A 15,982-nucleotide genomic window follows, 5' to 3' on the forward strand; every position below is an offset into this window, starting at 1 on the left:
TAGTAGTAAGCGCGGAGGTGCTAAAGCATGGGGAAAGCATTTGATCCTTCATTAATCGTCGATTTCATTCCGACGTTAATATATTTTCTTGGAGTAACATTGCAAATTCTAGCAGCATCCGTTTTATTAGGAATGTTCATCGGGATAGCGGCAGCCATCCTGAGATTATTTCGTATCCCTGTTTTGAATCAATTTGTCATTTTGTATATTTCATTCATTCGGGGAACGCCTATTTTAATACAATTATTTCTAGTTTTTTATGGACTGCCTGCAATCCTTTTATTCATTAATATTGATATTTCAAGAATGGATGCTCTGTATTTTGTCATTATTACTTATGCATTAAGTAATGGGGCGCATTTCGCAGAAATATTCCGAGGAGCGATTAAGGCTGTCGATTATGGGCAAACGGAAGCAGCCTATTCTGTTGGTATGGATAATAGTCAAAGTTTTTTTCGAATTGTGCTTCCTCAGGCAATACGGATTGCTTTCCCGAATATCGCAAACTCAATTATCGGATCCTTGAAGGATACCTCACTTGCCTTTACCATCGGCGTAATGGATATGATGGGTAGGGGAGAGACATTAATTGCTGCAACTGCACATGCTCTCGAAGTCTATCTCTCATTAGCTGTTATCTATTATGCAGTCGTGCTATTGTTTGAGAAAATTTTCAGACTTTATGAAAACCGCATTAATCGGCATCAAACTGTTGATGTGTCTGTTACTGGATAACAAAGAGAGGAGGGAAAGACTTGACGATTGATATTCTATTTATTTGGACTGCTTTTAAGGAGATTATTAAAGCACTTCCGATCACACTTATCTTAACGATACCTCCTCTTCTTGCAGGTTTTATTATCGGTCTCGCTGTTGCCTTGATTAGGATATATAAAGTGAAATTTCTATGTAAAGTTGCAAATGGTTATGTTTCCTTCTTTAGAGGAACACCGATTATCATGCACATTATGCTCATTTATTTCGGTTTTCCATTATTAATCGATCAAATCTCTAAGAAATTTGATTTGGGTATACAATCTAATTCCATTCCGATTATTTTATTCGTCTTAACAGCCTTATCGTTGAGTGCGGGTGCTTATTTATCAGAAATATTTAGATCGGGAATTATCAGTGTCTCCAATGGCCAAATGGAGGCAGCCTATTCCGTGGGTATGAATTCGTTTCAAGCCATGACGCGAATTGTTTTGCCACAGGCCATTGCTCAGTCCATCCCGAATTTCACGAATATTTTCATTGGATTTCTGCATACGTCTTCCATTGCTTTCATTGTATCGCAAAAAGAAATGACAGGAGCAGCCAATATTGTTGCATCCACCAATTTGAAATTTTTGGAGTCTTTTATCGCTGCTGGTTTAATTTATTGGGGTCTCACAATCATTGCAGAGGGGCTTTCGTTTTTAATTGAGAAAAAGGCCACTGCCTATAATCGAGGAGGAGTACAATGATTTATTTAAAAGATATAAAAAAATCATTTAACCAGCAGCCAGTTTTAAAAGGAATTAATTTGAAAATAGGCAAGGGAGAAGTAGTTACCATTCTAGGACCAAGTGGATCTGGGAAAACCACCCTGCTTAGATGCTTGAATTTTCTGGAGAAACCAGATGAGGGTATCGTTCAAGTGGGAGATATACAGGTGAAGTCCAAGAAGGCGACTAAAAGGGAAATCTTGTCCCTTAGAAGACAATCGGCGATGGTTTTTCAGCATTATAACTTATTTGCTCATAAAACTGTTTTGGAAAATGTAATGGAAGGGTTAATTGTTACAAAAAAATATAAGAAAGCTGAAGCGAAACGGGAAAGCGAGCTGTTATTGGAAAAAGTAGGTTTGGGAGATAAGCATAATTATTTTCCTTCGCAATTGTCAGGAGGTCAACAGCAACGTGTTGGAATTGCCAGGGCACTTGCTTTAAATCCGGAGGTCATTCTATTTGACGAGCCAACGTCGGCACTCGACCCTGAGTTGGTTGGGGAGGTGCTTTCTGTCATAAAAGCAATTGCACAGGAAGGCATCACGATGGTGATTGTAACCCATGAAATGAGCTTTGCTAAAGAGATATCGGATCGCGTTCTTTTCATGGATGGCGGGGTCATTGTAGAAGAAGGGTCACCATTGGAAATTTTCAATGCCCCAAAGGAGGAGCGAACAAGACAGTTTTTAAACCGGATTTCAAGAGGTTTTTCCGTACCGTTTTTAGAAGAAAGGGCCAATTAAAGAAAGGGGCCAAAGGAGGACGTATGATTAATACAATAGTAGTCGATGAATTGATTGAAGAAGATAAAGAGACGGTTCGCCGCTTATTGGTAGAAAGTTATCAACAATATGAACATGAATATTCGAACCCGGAAGCTTGGGAAGGATATTTAAAAAATATTGAATCCTCGGTGGATAATCCACATGTTGATAAGGTGTTGGTTGCAAAGTGCAATCAGGATATCCTTGGTACATTACAGCTTTTTCAGTCCTCTGAAAAAGCATATCAAAAGCCGGAACTTGGGATTTTTTCACCAATCATTCGGTTGTTGGCCGTTCATCCCGAATCAAGGGGACGCGGTATCGCGCAGGAATTATTAAAAGCTAGTGTAAATTATGCAAAATCGCAAGGTGCGTCCAGTTTGTATCTACATTCTACTGATAAGATGCATAAAGCCATTAAACTATATGAATGGTTTGGCTTTAAACGGGATCGAACGAAAGAATTTCAAAATCATGATATTTTAGTTAAATGCTATCGCTTAGATTTATAGAAGGAGGCGACTGTATGAGTCGAGAGCTGGAAAAGCGCTTAATATCGATACGGCGCCATTTACATCAATATCCGGAGTTATCAAATGAGGAATTTGAAACGACAAAATCAATTCAAAATTGGCTCGAGGAAGAGAGCATTGAGATCCGTCATACAGGATTGAAAACCGGTGTTTTTGCAGATATAATGGGTGGCAAACCCGGACCGACGGTAGCTATAAGGGCGGATATCGATGCTCTTCCGATTGAGGAACGAACCGGGCTTCCATTTGCTTCGAAAGTAAAAGGAGTGATGCATGCTTGCGGCCATGATTTTCATACGGCAGCTGCAATAGGTGCTGCCTACCTTTTAAAAGAAAATCAATCAGAGTTGTGCGGGACAGTGCGATTGCTTTTTCAACCCGCAGAAGAATTAGGTGGCGGAGCGGTGCATGTTATAAAAGATGGTCAAATTGACGATGTAGCGGCTGTGATTGGGCTGCACAATAAACCCAATTTGCCTGTAGGCACCATTGGGATAAAAGATGGTCCGTTAATGGCGGCAGTGGACCGTTTTCATATTGTTCTTCAAGGAAAGGGGAGCCACGCGGCAATCCCTCAAAACGGAAAAGATCCAATAGCGGCAGCGGCCCAGCTTATTACCGCTCTTCAAACTATCGTCAGCCGGAATGTATCCCCATTAGAGAGTGCTGTGGTGAGTGTTACGAGAATAACAGGTGGAAACACTTGGAATGTAATTCCGGGTGAAGTAATACTGGAAGGAACGATTCGGACCTTTGAATCTACAATCCGCGAAGAAATAAAGGATAAGTTTTATTCGATTGTGAATCATATTGCAGCTGCTTTTTCACAGGAAGCTGAGATTGGTTGGTTTCCTGGACCGCCCGCGCTTCTTAATCATCCGGCAGTCACAGAGATGGCACGCAGGTCTGCTTTGGAGCAATCATTACATGTAATCAATCCTGAACCTTCAATGGGTGGTGAAGATTTCGCTTATTACCTTCAACATATCCCCGGTACCTTTGCCTTTTTTGGTACAAACGGAAACGAAGATTGGCATCATCCAGCTTTTACTGTTGATGAAAAATCCATTATTAAAGCCGCTCATTTTTTATCTGAAAGTGCCAAGGATTTATTATATAACCATGGTAAGTGGTGAACATACATGACAAAGGTGCCAGACACGATTTCGTGCCTAGCACCTTTGTTTTTATAATTCCAAAGACTTCATTCCAACTTGATTTCAAGCTTAGTCATGATGCGAACATTCCCCCCATTTTACCTACCATACATAGCCACTCTTCATTCTTTCATTCTAGCTTTTCATAGACTCCTCTCTCCTTTTCTCTTCCTCTCATTGATGAATCCTATTCTGATAGCGGTAAGAAGAATAGATCTCAAACCATGATAGTCGGGACCTTGGTTAATTATTAGGCAAAGGCATTCCAAGTTTATAAGCAATTGATAGAATTTTTTTATCAATTAAATAAATTTTTCTATCAAATAAGGTGTTGTCAAGTGCTTGTTTACAATGTTAGGATGAATTTCAATCACATTAAAACAACTAATTCGATTTGTTAACTCGGTATTAATGATTGGAGGGAAAGTCATATGAGTTTTAAGCTTGGAATATTAGATCAAAGCCCCATTTTTCCTGGGAATTCGGCAGTTGATGCACTTAAGCAAACCATAAACCTAGCTCAAAAAGCTGAAGAATGGGGATATAGCCGTTTTTGGGTATCGGAACATCATCATATGGAACAAGTTGCTGGATCTTCACCGGAAGTATTAATTTCTTATTTATTATCGAAAACCACATCCATTCGAGTAGGTTCGGGAGGTGTCATGCTTCAGCACTACAGTCCATATAAAGTCGCTGAAAATTTTCATGTTTTATCCACTCTTGCCCCGGGCAGGGTAGATCTTGGCATTGGTAAAGCACCAGGTGGATTTCCTTTATCAACAAAGGCGTTACAATTTGGAACTGTGAATGATGGAAAAGATTTTGGGGAACGTGCATCCTTATTGCAAAAGATAATTGAAAATTCAATCGATGATGATCACTTGCTCTCTGGTATTCAAGCAACACCGATACCTCCTGAAAAGCCAGAAACCTTTCTGCTAGGTGCAAGTTCAGACAGCGCTCAACTAGCCGCTAACCTCGGAATGGATTTTGTATTCGCCAGATTTATTAATAGTGATGATACCATGCTGTATGAAGCGTCTTCTGCTTACCGAAGCAAGTACCCAGAAGGTCGCTTTATCGTATCAGTAGCGGTTGTGGCAGCTCCTACCCAACAAAAAGCAGAGGAGCTGGCAAGCGAACACAAACTATTTAAAGTTCATCTACAAAGTGGACGGACGCTGACAGTTCAATCACGTGAGCAGGCTGAGTCATTTGAGAAGCAGGCTGGTGAAGCTTACGAAATAGAAGAGCAGACCGCAAGTGTTATTGCTGGGACTCCAGGATATGTTAACGGGATTTTAAAGGAACTTCAGAAAGTTTTTCAAGTGGATGAATTTATTTTGCATACACCGCTTCGAAGAGAAGCAGAACGGATCCAATCCTTTCAGTTGTTGAGTCCGCTTCTCTTAGGGGAAGAGACTATCATATAGAAGGAAAAGAAAAGATCCAGAGGGCATGAAGCAGCTGATAAATATTTGTTATTCCAATATAAAAGGATAAAAAAGGAGCGAGAAACATTGAAGAAAATTAAATGGCTGTCCGTAACGGTTTTAACAGTAGTATTGCTGATATTGGGTGCTTGTGGAAGTAATGAGCAAACATCATCGGAGAGTAAAGGAGACAAGAATGAGGAAGTGACTTTGAAAATTAGTGCAGCCTCAATACCACATGCAGAAATTTTAGAGTTTATTGCACCGGATTTAGAAAAACAAGGCGTGAAACTGGATGTAGTGATTTCTACGGATGGTATTCAAACGAATCAACAAACAGCAGACAAAGAATTGGATGCAAACTTCTTTCAACATACCCCTTACTTAGAGCAAGTAAATAAAGATAGTGGTCTGAATTTGGTTAATGTGAAGGGTGTACATATTGAACCATTTGGTGTCTATTCCAAAAAAATTAAGTCTATAGGTGAATTGTCAGACGGAGCGAAAGTAGCCGTACCGAAAGATCCAGTAAACTTTTCGCGATCGTTACAGCTTTTTGCGGCAAATAATATCATTGAGTTGGAAGCTTCCAAGTCAGGTGATTACACGATTGAGGACATTACAAAAAATGCTAAAAAAATAGAATTCATTCCAGTCGATTCCCCTCTTTTAGTTCACTCGCTAGATGATGTGGAAGCATCGGCCATTAACACAAACTATGCTCTGGAAGGAGGGTTAAAACCTCTCGATGATGCACTGATAATTGAAGGGAAGGATTCACCATATGTTAACATTTTAGTTGCTCGTCCAGACAATAAGGACGATAAAGCGATCCAAAAGCTTGCGAATGCATTAACGACGGAAAAGGTCAAAGAATTTATTTTAGATCAATATGAAGGAGCCGTCGTGCCCGCGTTTTAAGGGTGGCTTCTATACCAAGCTAATTAAAAAGAGGAGGTGGCCACTTTGATAGAATTTCGTCGGGTTTCAAAAGTTTTTGATGACGGGGAGAAGAAAATTGAAGCGTTAAAGGAGATTAATATAACCGTTGAAAAAGGGGATATATTTGGGGTTATCGGTTTTAGTGGAGCCGGAAAAAGTACACTCATCCGAACTGTGAATCTACTGGAATATCCTACATCAGGTGAAGTGATTGTAGAAGGAAAAAATCTTGCCAAGATGTCTGAAAAAGATTTGCGTGAAGCTAAGAAAAATATTGGCATGATTTTTCAGCATTTTAATTTACTTAATTCCAAAACAGTCTTTGATAATGTGGCGATGCCATTATTGTTAAGTAAAAAAAAGAAAAAAGAGATTGAAGAACGAGTTAATGAGATTCTCCGCTTTGTTGGTCTAGAAGACAAAGCAATGAACTATCCAAATCAGCTTTCAGGTGGACAAAAGCAGCGTGTCGGGATTGCCCGTGCTTTGGCCACAAACCCTTCGATTTTATTATGTGATGAAGCAACATCGGCATTGGATCCACAAACAACAAAATCAATCCTGAATCTGTTGAAACGGATAAATGAAGAATATAAAATTACCATTCTAATTATCACGCACGAAATGGAAGTGATTAAAGAAATTTGTAATCGGGTTGCAGTGATGGAGGATGGGAGCGTGATTGAATCAGGAAATGTAATCGATATTTTTGCCCGTCCGCGAACAGAAACAACTCGTAACTTCATTCGATCGGTTGTTCGCGATGAAGTGCCATCAAGTGTTTATGGATTGCTCAATGAGGATGCCTATTTCAGCCGGATTTTTAAAATTGATTTTTTGGGATTGAGCTCTGGGCAGCCTATCGTTTCAAAAACAGCGAAGAGGTTTAATGTGGAAATAAACGTTCTGTTCGGCAATATTACTGAGTTACAAGGCATCCCATTTGGTAATTTAATTGTTGAAATAATAGGAAATGAAGATGAAATTGATCGGGCATTACAGTTTATAAAGAATCAAAATGTCAAAGTGAAGGAGGTGACGAAGGATGGAAGTAAGCCAAGAGCTCATTTTAAACGCCTTGTGGGAAACGCTGTACATGGTTAGTATTTCACTTTTTTTTGGAAGCATCATTGGAATATTCTTAGGCATTTTATTGGTTGTAACAAGAAAAGGTCATATTTATGAAAATAGATTTATTTTTTCTATAGTGAATCCGATTGTAAACATTTTCCGGTCGATTCCGTTTATTATCTTGCTTGTGGCGATTATTCCATTTACAAGACTAATTGTTGGTACGTCGATTGGTACGACAGCAGCAATTGTGCCACTAGTGCTTCATATTGGCCCATATATCTCAAGACTTGTGGAGAATTCATTATTGGAAGTGGATGAAGGCATTATTGAAGCCGCGAAAGCCATGGGAGCAACGCCGTTACAAATTATTTTCAGGTTTTTAATGCCTGAAGCTTTTGCGTCATTAATTCTAAGTATAACAACTGCAACAATTGGTTTAGTGGGCGCTACAGCAATGGCAGGAGCTATAGGTGGCGGTGGACTTGGAGATGTAGCGATAACATATGGCTATCAACGCTTTAGCACTATTACGATATTCGTCACCGTTGTAATTCTAGTAATTGTTGTTCAGGGAGTACAAAGTTTAGGAAATATTTTCGAACGGAAAATTAGAAGAGTGTAGTTGCGGTAGTATACAGAGGGAGAGTGTAATGAATGATGAAGAAATGTATTTTACCTATACTGCTTATCTTGGGGGTGTTATTGGCAGGTTGCTCAAGTGATTCAACGAATGCAGGAGGGAAACAAACGAAAGTGAAGGTAGGGATTAGAAATTCTGAACTTCGAACATGGGAATTTTTAAAGGAACAGGCTGAAAAAGAAGGGGTGGAAATTGAAATTGTTAATTTCTCATCGGCTTATGATCCGAACGAAGCGCTGGCAGAAGGGGATATTGATATCAACGCCTTTCAACATGTTGCCTATTTAGATTCATTTAATGCGAATAATAATACAGACATCGTTCCAATTGGGACTACAATTATTGCTCCTCTCGGTTTGTATTCAAGCAAATATAAATCGGTGGAAGAGATCCCAAATGGTGCACAAATTGCTGTGCCCAATGACCAAGCTAACTGGGGAAGAGCTTTATTGTTATTACAAGAAGCAAAACTCTTAAAGGTTGTTGATGACTTTGACGGGAATGGTGGACAGGACAAAATAAAGGAAAATCCGAAGAAAATCAAAATTGTTCCTGTCGATGGTGCCAGTGCCCCACGTGTGATGGAAGATACAGCTGGTTCGGTGATTAATAATGGAGTTGCGGTAGAAGCGGGACTAAATTTAAAAGATGCTCTTATTTATGAAAGTAGTACTGCAAAGCCTTATATTAATATCATAGCGGCTAGGAGTGAAGATCAAGACAATGAAATTTACCGAAAATTAGTTGATCTCTATCAATCAGAGAAAACGGCTAAATTTATTGAAGAAACTTACAATGGAAACTATATTCCAACATTCATTTCCTTGAAAGAATTGAGCAGTTATAAAGAGATATATTCTAATAAATAAGGAAGGAGAGGTTAGAATGGCTCAAGACAGAAAGATGAAGTTAGCTGCTTATCTGATTGGAACAGGTATGCATGTTGCGTCGTGGCGGCATCCGGCATCAAATCCGAATGCAAGTATTGATGTGAAAGCTTTGCAAAGACTCTCAAAAATTGCGGAAAAAGGGAAATTTGACCTTGCCTTTGTGGCAGATAGTTTGGCCATTAATCATGAATCGCATCCTCAAATACTAAATCGATTTGATCCGATTGTACTAATTACAGCATTAGCTGCAGCGACAGAAAAAATCGGCATTGGGGCGACAGCTTCTACAACGTACAGTGAACCATATGTACTCGCTCGCCAATTTGCTTCTGTTGATCATATAAGCGGCGGACGGGTGGGATGGAATGTTGTTACTACAGCTGATGCGACCGGAGAGACGGCCTTGAATTTCAGTCGTGATAAACATTGGGCACACGATCATCGTTATGAACGAGCGGAGGAGTTCCTCGACGTTGTCCAAGGGTTATGGGATTCGTGGGAAGATGATGCGTTTGTGCATAACAAAGAAACTGGACAATTTTTTAATCCTGATAAAGTGCATGAGCTTCGGTATAAAGGCAACTATTTTTCAGTAAAAGGTCCGTTGAATATTGCACGTTCGGCGCAGGGGCAGCCGGTTATCATTCAAGCGGGTGCGTCAATACCAGGGCAGCGATTAGCCGCTCGAACAGCCGAAGTCGTTTTCACACATTGGGATAACATTGAAGAATCCAAACGATATTATCAAGAATTAAAATCGTCTTTAATGGATTTTGGAAGAAGTGTGGAAGAGCTCCACATCCTTCACGGCATTTCCCCTATTATCGGTGAAACCGAGGAAATAGCCATTCAAAAATACAATAAACTCCAAAGTCTCGTCGACCCTTATGAGAGTTTGAAATTCGTTTCTGGTTATATGGGCAACGTAGATTTTTCAAAATATTCTTTAAATACACCAGCGAAGGATGTTGAATTTCCATCAGTAAATAGCATACAAAGTAACTTTAATGAAATGAAGAAAATTATTGGTGAAGAAGACATAAAAGTGGGTGAATTATATGCGAGATTTTTCAGTCCTGCCAGACGAGATAGATTTGTCGGTACACCAACTCAAGTAGCTGATGAAATGGAGGTATGGTTTACTGAAAAAGCTGCAGATGGCTTTATGCTTCAATTTCCACTGTTACCAGGCGACTTAGAGGATTTCGTCGAGAAGGTTGTTCCAATTTTACAAGAGAGGGGTTTGTTCCGTTTGGACTATGAAGGAGACACTCTCCGTGATCACCTTGGATTAAAGAATCCAAAAAATCGCTTTGCTAATGAAGAAATAGCAAATTATTTCGAATAAGGGATATCTAGCATTTTCATTAGAATCTATTCAAATAAGGTCATATATATGGTGAGGACAAAGAAAAGAGAGACTAAGGAGAAATCCCCAGTCCCTCAAATTCTTTTCTCCTATCCATATACATAAATGTTTCTTGCTAATAAGCTAAGTAAAGTTCAACCTTTTCCTGCTTGGAATCCTGGATATTTGGTCATTCCGCCATCAGCGTATAAGGTCATTCCCGTTACGTAGCTCGATTCAGCTGAGGCTAGCCAAGCAGCACAAGCGGCAATTTGTTCCGGTTTACCGATATATCCCATTGGAATTAAGTCGATGACTTCTTGTTTAGCTTTTGGGTCATTGAACTTCTCGGCATTGATGGGTGTGTCGATTGCCCCAGGTGAAATATTATTAATGCGAATCCCTTTAGGAGCATATTCAAGTGCAAGGGTTTCCGTCATCATCTTCACCCCGCCCTTACTTGCTGCATAGTGGACAAAATGAGGCCAAGGTATCCGGTCATGAACGGAAGACATGTTAATGATATTGCCCTTAATACCATGATCGAGCATATAACTGATTGCCTCCCTGCTTGCCAGGAACATCCCCGTTAGATTTACATCGATGACTTTCTGCCAATCTTCAAGAGTCAATTTTTCGCTGGGCACTTCATTTTCAATGCCAGCATTGTTGATCATGATGTCAATTGTACCAAAGGTGTCCACAGCGAATGAAAGCAATTTCTTCACATCCGCTTCCTTTGAAACGTCGCCTTGAATGGCTGCGGCTTTCCCGCCTGAAGCTTCAACCGTTTTGATGATTTCCTTATGGTCGCTATTTTCAGTGTGATAATTTAATACGACATGTGCTTTTTCTTTACCGAACCTTTCGGCCATGGCTTTTCCTAACCCTTTTGCCGCCCCAGTGATCACTACCACTTTTTTCTCTAAATCGTCATACATCATTTATCTCCCCTTTGACTATTCTTTTGTAAAGCCGATCATGATTCCGCCAGCAATTACGAGTACACACCCGATGATGACGAAGGCCAATTGCTTTTTGGATTTTTTCTCTCCTAAAAGAAAGATGCCGCCTAAAGTGGAAATGACGATTCCCATTTGGGAAAATGAAAATGCGATGGCAACGCCCACTTTAGGATTAGCGAGCAGGAGGCCGATATTACCGACTGCCCACATCATTCCGGTTAGAATATTACGCCTAGCATATTCATTAAACGGTTTATGTTTGATGGATAGGAGCAGGGCAGCTAGGAACATGCCAATTGCTTGCGGCAGGATCGCCGACCATCCGTCCACTTCATTCCATCTGACAACAATGACATATGTAACATAACCCACTGTTGAAATGGCAAGGTAAAAAAACCCTTTTTTCATGCTTCCTTCTTTTTTGTTATCACCATCGCCGTAGCTCGTCAGCAAGACACCTGTAATCAAACAGACTATTGCCACAATGCCGATGATGATTGTAATCTTGTCATTCCATTCCCTGAAAATGATTACCGCAAAAAATGTATTTCCTAGAATTTGCAATCCTGTTGAAATTGGAACGGTTTTCGATACACCGATTTCCTTGACGCTATTGAATTGAAATAACTGCCCGAATGCCCAGCCTATCCCGGAAATGATGCCGACAATCCACACTAGACTGCTCCATTCCGGCGGATTGATGAAAGACATCATGATGGCGAACAGTAATGAACCGATTGTAATGCCAAGTGTTTGATTATATGAGTTACCCCCGAGTTTTTCGGAAACAAGCACTAAGCTGCCCCATGTCAATGCAGGGAGTAGCGCAAAGAGAAAACCTTCCACAAAATTTCATCTCCTAAACTAAAAAACAATGTTTTATTGAATATAAAATAGGTAGTTAGCAAGCTATTGAATGTATTTAGAGTTTTCCCTTTCCACGGGAAAGAAAAACATGGTTTTAATTTACCAATTTGTCATTTTATTTTTCAGTGTGGAAACAATGAAATAATAAGTGGTTTATGGTACTTTTAATTTAAAAATAGTTAGGAGAAATAGTATGACGACACTGAATGAATGGTTTGAAAAGGGGATTCCTGCTAAAGAATTTGTATCTTCGATGAAGGTTCATAAAGAAAACTTACAATCAATCCAAGAGGGTTTTTCCATTTCTGCAGAGGACCAAGTTTTTTTTGATGAATTAAAGACGAAGGAACTTCGAGCCATTGTCATTACTGAAGACTGGTGCGGAGACGCAATGATGAACATTCCAATACTGCTGAATATATCTGAAGCGGCAAATATTGAAACTCGCATGGTTTTACGAGATCAAAATCTTGAACTGATGGATCAATACTTAACGAATGGAACAGCGCGTTCGATTCCCATTTTTATATTCATTGATAACAATGGTGAAGAAAAAGCTGTTTGGGGACCTCGTGCACCAAAGGTACAAGAATACGTAATGGAGTTAAGGTCTGACCTGCCGGCCAAGGATGATGAACGTTTCGAGGCAGAGCAAAAAGCAGTTATTAAAAAGATAACTGCGGCTTTTGCTGAAGAAAAACACCTGTGGGACGAAGTATACAGCAGTATCAAGGAAGCATTGGCGAGCTGCTGACAGCGGGTATATCCGTTTTTGACCTGTCCAAAAACGGGTGGTAAGCCCCTTTTGGAATTTCTTCCATAATGAAGCGCTGTTTCAAAACGGAGACTGGAATCATTTTGGCTGGTGAATATACAGATATGTTTCCTAACAGTTTTTTCTATATTATTCACGGTTCTTGAGTCCATGGTTTTGGAACAGCCTTTTCATTTTTTAAGATTCTGGAATAATTGTAACGCCGATTGTTCGAATAGGAGAGTCTTGTTTAGCACTTTGATTCGTAGCTTTGTAGTATTTTACCATTAAATCGTTCAATTCATTTTGGAAGTTAATAAAGCTTTCATCATCAAGCCTTAGCTCTAAAAGGGAAAAGGTTGAACCATCTTCCGCGCAGTCTCTTTCTTCTAATTTAGTAAGATAGTTTTGATATTGAGTCATAAGGGATAATTGATAATAAGAAAAATAGTTCACCTTTTTCTCATTAGAAGATTTTTTCCATTCTTCTCCGCTAAGTCGTGCTTCTTCTTCATTTAAAACATAGTATTTTTCGGAAACGGATCTCACTTTTTTCTCTTTTACAATGCGAATGACCCCTGAATCCAACAAAACCTGTATATGTCTATATAATGTTGCTTGGGGTACATCTTTAATGATTTTTAACATTTCTAATGGTGTTAAACCATTTTCCCTGTTTCGCATTAAAGCTTGGGAAATCTTTATTCTTACAGGGTGCATTAAAATTTCAGCTTTATTAATCATCTTATTCTCCTCACATTGGAAATTCTTTAATCAATTTTAATGTTGGTCATGAATAATAAGTTTAATTCATCATATATGGTAATGTTTGAATCATTTTCATTTAAATAAAAATGAAACGGTTCGAAAAATAATATTACAGAAATATTTTTTCGAAGTAAATAATAAGCATTTTCAAATAAGTGGAAAAAATAACAGCTTCATGAAATAAAATTAAATAAATAACACTATATTTTTATTATTATTCATTTTGATAATATTATCATTATAAATAACAATAAAAATTAAAACAATATTTTATAAAAAAAAATAGGTGCAAAATTCCATTTTACATGTTATCGTTATCGATAATGATAATAACATTTTGTTTTCAAAGGAGTGGTATATATGGAATTGCATTATGGATGGAACGAATTGAAAGATATTGATTTCATGTCTATTCTGCCGATTATTTTACCGGTAATTGCTATTGGAATGATTTTAGTCCTTATAGCATTAATTGATTTATACAGAAATCGAAAAACGAGGAAAAATGTTTTATTGTGGACACTTATCATTATTTTTGCAAATACTATCGGTCCAATTCTGTACTTCGTTATTGGTAGAAAGGACAGTGAGAGAATATGAAATTAGAGATTAAAAATGTTACAAAAAAATTCAAAGAAAAAACAGCGGTCAATAATTTTTCAATGGAACTGCAATCAGGGGAATGTGTTGGATTGATAGGGCCAAATGGGGCTGGTAAATCGACACTAATAAAAGTGATTGCAGATATTATAGATCCAAGTATGGGAGAAGTATTGCTTGATGGTAAGAAAATTTCAAAAATGAAAAAGGAGATAGGCTACTTACCACAATACCCTAACTTCTTTCAATGGATGACTGCCAAGGAAACCCTCACTTTCATGGGCCAGCTCTCGGGTATCAAGAGGGAAGAATTATTAAGCGGCATTCCAGAGATTTTGTCGAAAGTGGGGTTGAGCGGGGAAGAGAATTCCAAGGTGCGGACTTTTTCAGGCGGAATGAAACAAAGGCTTGGAATTGCACAGGCACTGTTACATAAACCGGCATTGATTGTCATGGATGAACCGGTCTCGGCATTGGATCCAATCGGCCGGAGAGAAGTGTTGAATATCATAAAAGAGATAAAGAAAGATACGACAATTTTATTATCGACGCATATATTAAGCGATGCAGAAGAAATATGTGAGAGGTTTGTCATAATAAAAAGTGGTGAAAAAATAGAGGACACAACAATGTCTGAATTATTAAACAGGAATAGCGGAAATAAAATCAATGTCGACATAACCTCTAAAAGTCAAAAATGGATTGAAAACGTTAAAAGCTTGAACTTTGTCAAAGGTGTAGAGGTAATGGGGAATAAATTGAAGATAGAAGTGGAAAATATTGAGTCAAACAAGAATATGTTACTGGCAAATGCTTTGGAGCATAATGTTGATCTTGTAAGGTTCGAAATAGATAACGATACATTGGAAGAGATATTCTTAAAATTGGTGGTGGGAAAATGAATAATTTTGCCGTTTTAGCTAAAAAGGAATTTGTTCAGATGTTACGTGAATATAAAGTGATCTGGCTGCCGCTTGTTTTTATATTTTTAGGAATAACTCAACCAGTCGTAAGCTATTATTTACCTTCGATATTAGAAGCACTTGGCGGGGGCCAAGGGATCACCATTGATCCAAGCATGGCTGCCCAAAAAGGCGGCGAAGTTCTTGCTAGTACCTTAGGGTCTCAATTCGATCAGCTAGGGGTCATGATCATCATCGTTTCCATGATGGGGGTCGTACAATCCGATAAAGCAAATGGTATGCTGGCTTTCATTCTTACAAGGCCCGTGACGGTTGGATCTTATATAAGCGGGAAAATCATTTCCAATTATCTTTTTGTTGCCTGCAGTGTAGCGATAGGATATGTGGTTTCATATCTGTATGTAGTTTTTTTGTTTACGAGTGTTGATTTTGCGGATTTAGTATTGGCTTTACTATTCTATCTGCTGTGGATCCTATTTATCGTTTCATTCACGACGATGATCAGTACCATTTTTAATAGTCAGGGTATTATTGCATTAATTTCGATAGTATTTCTCCTCGGCTGTAGAATCATAGTTGGGTTAAGTCCGGTTATAGACAATGTGAATCCGGCAAGCATGAGTAAACATGCCATGGAAGTACTGATTTTAGGCACAGTCAATTCACAGGCGATTTGGGGTGCAATAGCTGCACTTGCGTTGACGGCAGTAACGATATTGGTAACGAACATATGGATTTCAAAAAAGAAATTCAATAACGAGTAAATTGGGGATGAAGGAAAAATATATCGACGAAGTCTACAGTTATATCTCCGAAAATAGGAATATATCG

The 15,982-nt window shown here is 38.8% G+C and carries 18 protein-coding genes; 15 read left to right on the plus strand and 3 right to left on the minus strand.

From position 1 onward, the window contains the following. Positions 1-27: 27 nt before the first annotated feature. From NYE63_RS03465 to NYE63_RS03515, 11 genes are all read left to right on the plus strand, one after another. Entirely contained in the window at positions 28-735 is a 708-nt protein-coding gene (locus tag NYE63_RS03465; RefSeq protein WP_342604087.1) for an amino acid ABC transporter permease, read from the plus strand. A gap of 20 nt (positions 736-755) precedes the next feature. After that, positions 756-1,466 (plus strand): amino acid ABC transporter permease, encoded by a 711-nt coding sequence (locus NYE63_RS03470; RefSeq protein WP_342604088.1) that lies wholly within the window; start codon positions 756-758, stop codon positions 1,464-1,466. After that, positions 1,463-2,233: an amino acid ABC transporter ATP-binding protein gene (locus NYE63_RS03475; protein ID WP_342604089.1), complete on the plus strand. Its 771-nt coding sequence runs from the start codon at positions 1,463-1,465 to the stop codon at positions 2,231-2,233. Before NYE63_RS03470 ends, NYE63_RS03475 begins: the two co-directional genes overlap by 4 nt. Positions 2,234-2,256: 23 nt before the next feature. After that, the gene (locus NYE63_RS03480; protein ID WP_342604090.1) at positions 2,257-2,766 is read left to right on the plus strand and encodes a GNAT family N-acetyltransferase; all 510 of its coding nucleotides are present in this window, start codon (positions 2,257-2,259) and stop codon (positions 2,764-2,766) included. Between the two features lie 14 nt (positions 2,767-2,780). Next, positions 2,781-3,923 (plus strand): amidohydrolase, encoded by a 1,143-nt coding sequence (locus NYE63_RS03485; RefSeq protein ID WP_342604091.1) that lies wholly within the window; start codon positions 2,781-2,783, stop codon positions 3,921-3,923. 452 nt (positions 3,924-4,375) lie between these two features. Next, positions 4,376-5,380 carry an LLM class flavin-dependent oxidoreductase gene (locus tag NYE63_RS03490; protein WP_342604092.1) on the plus strand — a complete coding sequence of 335 codons (1,005 nt, stop codon included), beginning with the start codon at positions 4,376-4,378 and terminating at the stop codon, positions 5,378-5,380. A gap of 87 nt (positions 5,381-5,467) precedes the next feature. Beyond that, entirely contained in the window at positions 5,468-6,301 is an 834-nt protein-coding gene (locus tag NYE63_RS03495; RefSeq protein WP_289323699.1) for a MetQ/NlpA family ABC transporter substrate-binding protein, read from the plus strand. 45 nt (positions 6,302-6,346) lie between these two features. Beyond that, positions 6,347-7,426 carry a methionine ABC transporter ATP-binding protein gene (locus NYE63_RS03500; RefSeq protein WP_283900694.1) on the plus strand — a complete coding sequence of 360 codons (1,080 nt, stop codon included), beginning with the start codon at positions 6,347-6,349 and terminating at the stop codon, positions 7,424-7,426. Beyond that, positions 7,368-8,018, plus strand: a complete 651-nt coding sequence (locus NYE63_RS03505; protein WP_063234758.1) for a methionine ABC transporter permease — start codon at positions 7,368-7,370, stop codon at positions 8,016-8,018. The genes NYE63_RS03500 and NYE63_RS03505 overlap by 59 nt, the downstream gene beginning before the upstream one ends. Positions 8,019-8,053: 35 nt before the next feature. Beyond that, the gene (locus NYE63_RS03510; protein WP_342605670.1) at positions 8,054-8,905 is read left to right on the plus strand and encodes a MetQ/NlpA family ABC transporter substrate-binding protein; all 852 of its coding nucleotides are present in this window, start codon (positions 8,054-8,056) and stop codon (positions 8,903-8,905) included. Between the two features lie 16 nt (positions 8,906-8,921). After that, entirely contained in the window at positions 8,922-10,274 is a 1,353-nt protein-coding gene (locus tag NYE63_RS03515; RefSeq protein WP_342604093.1) for an LLM class flavin-dependent oxidoreductase, read from the plus strand. 155 nt (positions 10,275-10,429) lie between these two features. Here the strand turns inward: NYE63_RS03515 and NYE63_RS03520 are convergent, their stop codons facing one another. Together NYE63_RS03520 and NYE63_RS03525 are read right to left on the minus strand one after the other, a co-directional pair. Next, a complete protein-coding gene (locus tag NYE63_RS03520) occupies positions 10,430-11,215 on the minus strand; it encodes a glucose-1-dehydrogenase (RefSeq protein WP_342604094.1) in 786 nt (261 codons plus the stop codon). A gap of 18 nt (positions 11,216-11,233) precedes the next feature. Continuing rightward, entirely contained in the window at positions 11,234-12,085 is an 852-nt protein-coding gene (locus NYE63_RS03525) for a GRP family sugar transporter (protein WP_342604095.1), read from the minus strand. Between the two features lie 214 nt (positions 12,086-12,299). Here NYE63_RS03525 and NYE63_RS03530 point away from each other — a divergent pair, with 214 nt between their 5' ends. Next, the gene (locus tag NYE63_RS03530; protein WP_342604096.1) at positions 12,300-12,860 is read left to right on the plus strand and encodes a thioredoxin family protein; all 561 of its coding nucleotides are present in this window, start codon (positions 12,300-12,302) and stop codon (positions 12,858-12,860) included. Between the two features lie 198 nt (positions 12,861-13,058). Here the strand turns inward: NYE63_RS03530 and NYE63_RS03535 are convergent, their stop codons facing one another. Beyond that, positions 13,059-13,604 (minus strand): helix-turn-helix domain-containing protein, encoded by a 546-nt coding sequence (locus NYE63_RS03535; protein ID WP_342604097.1) that lies wholly within the window; start codon positions 13,602-13,604, stop codon positions 13,059-13,061. Positions 13,605-13,988: 384 nt separating this feature from the next. Between NYE63_RS03535 and NYE63_RS03540 the strand changes: the two genes are divergently transcribed. From NYE63_RS03540 to NYE63_RS03550, 3 genes are read left to right on the plus strand one after another with little or no spacing between them, the layout of a single operon-like run. Continuing rightward, complete coding sequence (locus NYE63_RS03540) at positions 13,989-14,228, plus strand: PLD nuclease N-terminal domain-containing protein (RefSeq protein ID WP_034305547.1); 240 nt, start codon at positions 13,989-13,991, stop codon at positions 14,226-14,228. Beyond that, a complete protein-coding gene (locus NYE63_RS03545; protein WP_342604098.1) occupies positions 14,225-15,130 on the plus strand; it encodes an ABC transporter ATP-binding protein in 906 nt (301 codons plus the stop codon). The genes NYE63_RS03540 and NYE63_RS03545 overlap by 4 nt, the downstream gene beginning before the upstream one ends. Then, positions 15,127-15,915 carry an ABC transporter permease subunit gene (locus NYE63_RS03550; protein WP_283900704.1) on the plus strand — a complete coding sequence of 263 codons (789 nt, stop codon included), beginning with the start codon at positions 15,127-15,129 and terminating at the stop codon, positions 15,913-15,915. The genes NYE63_RS03545 and NYE63_RS03550 overlap by 4 nt, the downstream gene beginning before the upstream one ends. Positions 15,916-15,982: the final 67 nt, after the last annotated feature.

The organism is Peribacillus sp. FSL E2-0159 (assembly GCF_038643155.1).
GTDB classification, from domain to species: Bacteria; Bacillota; Bacilli; order Bacillales; family DSM-1321; genus Peribacillus; species Peribacillus simplex.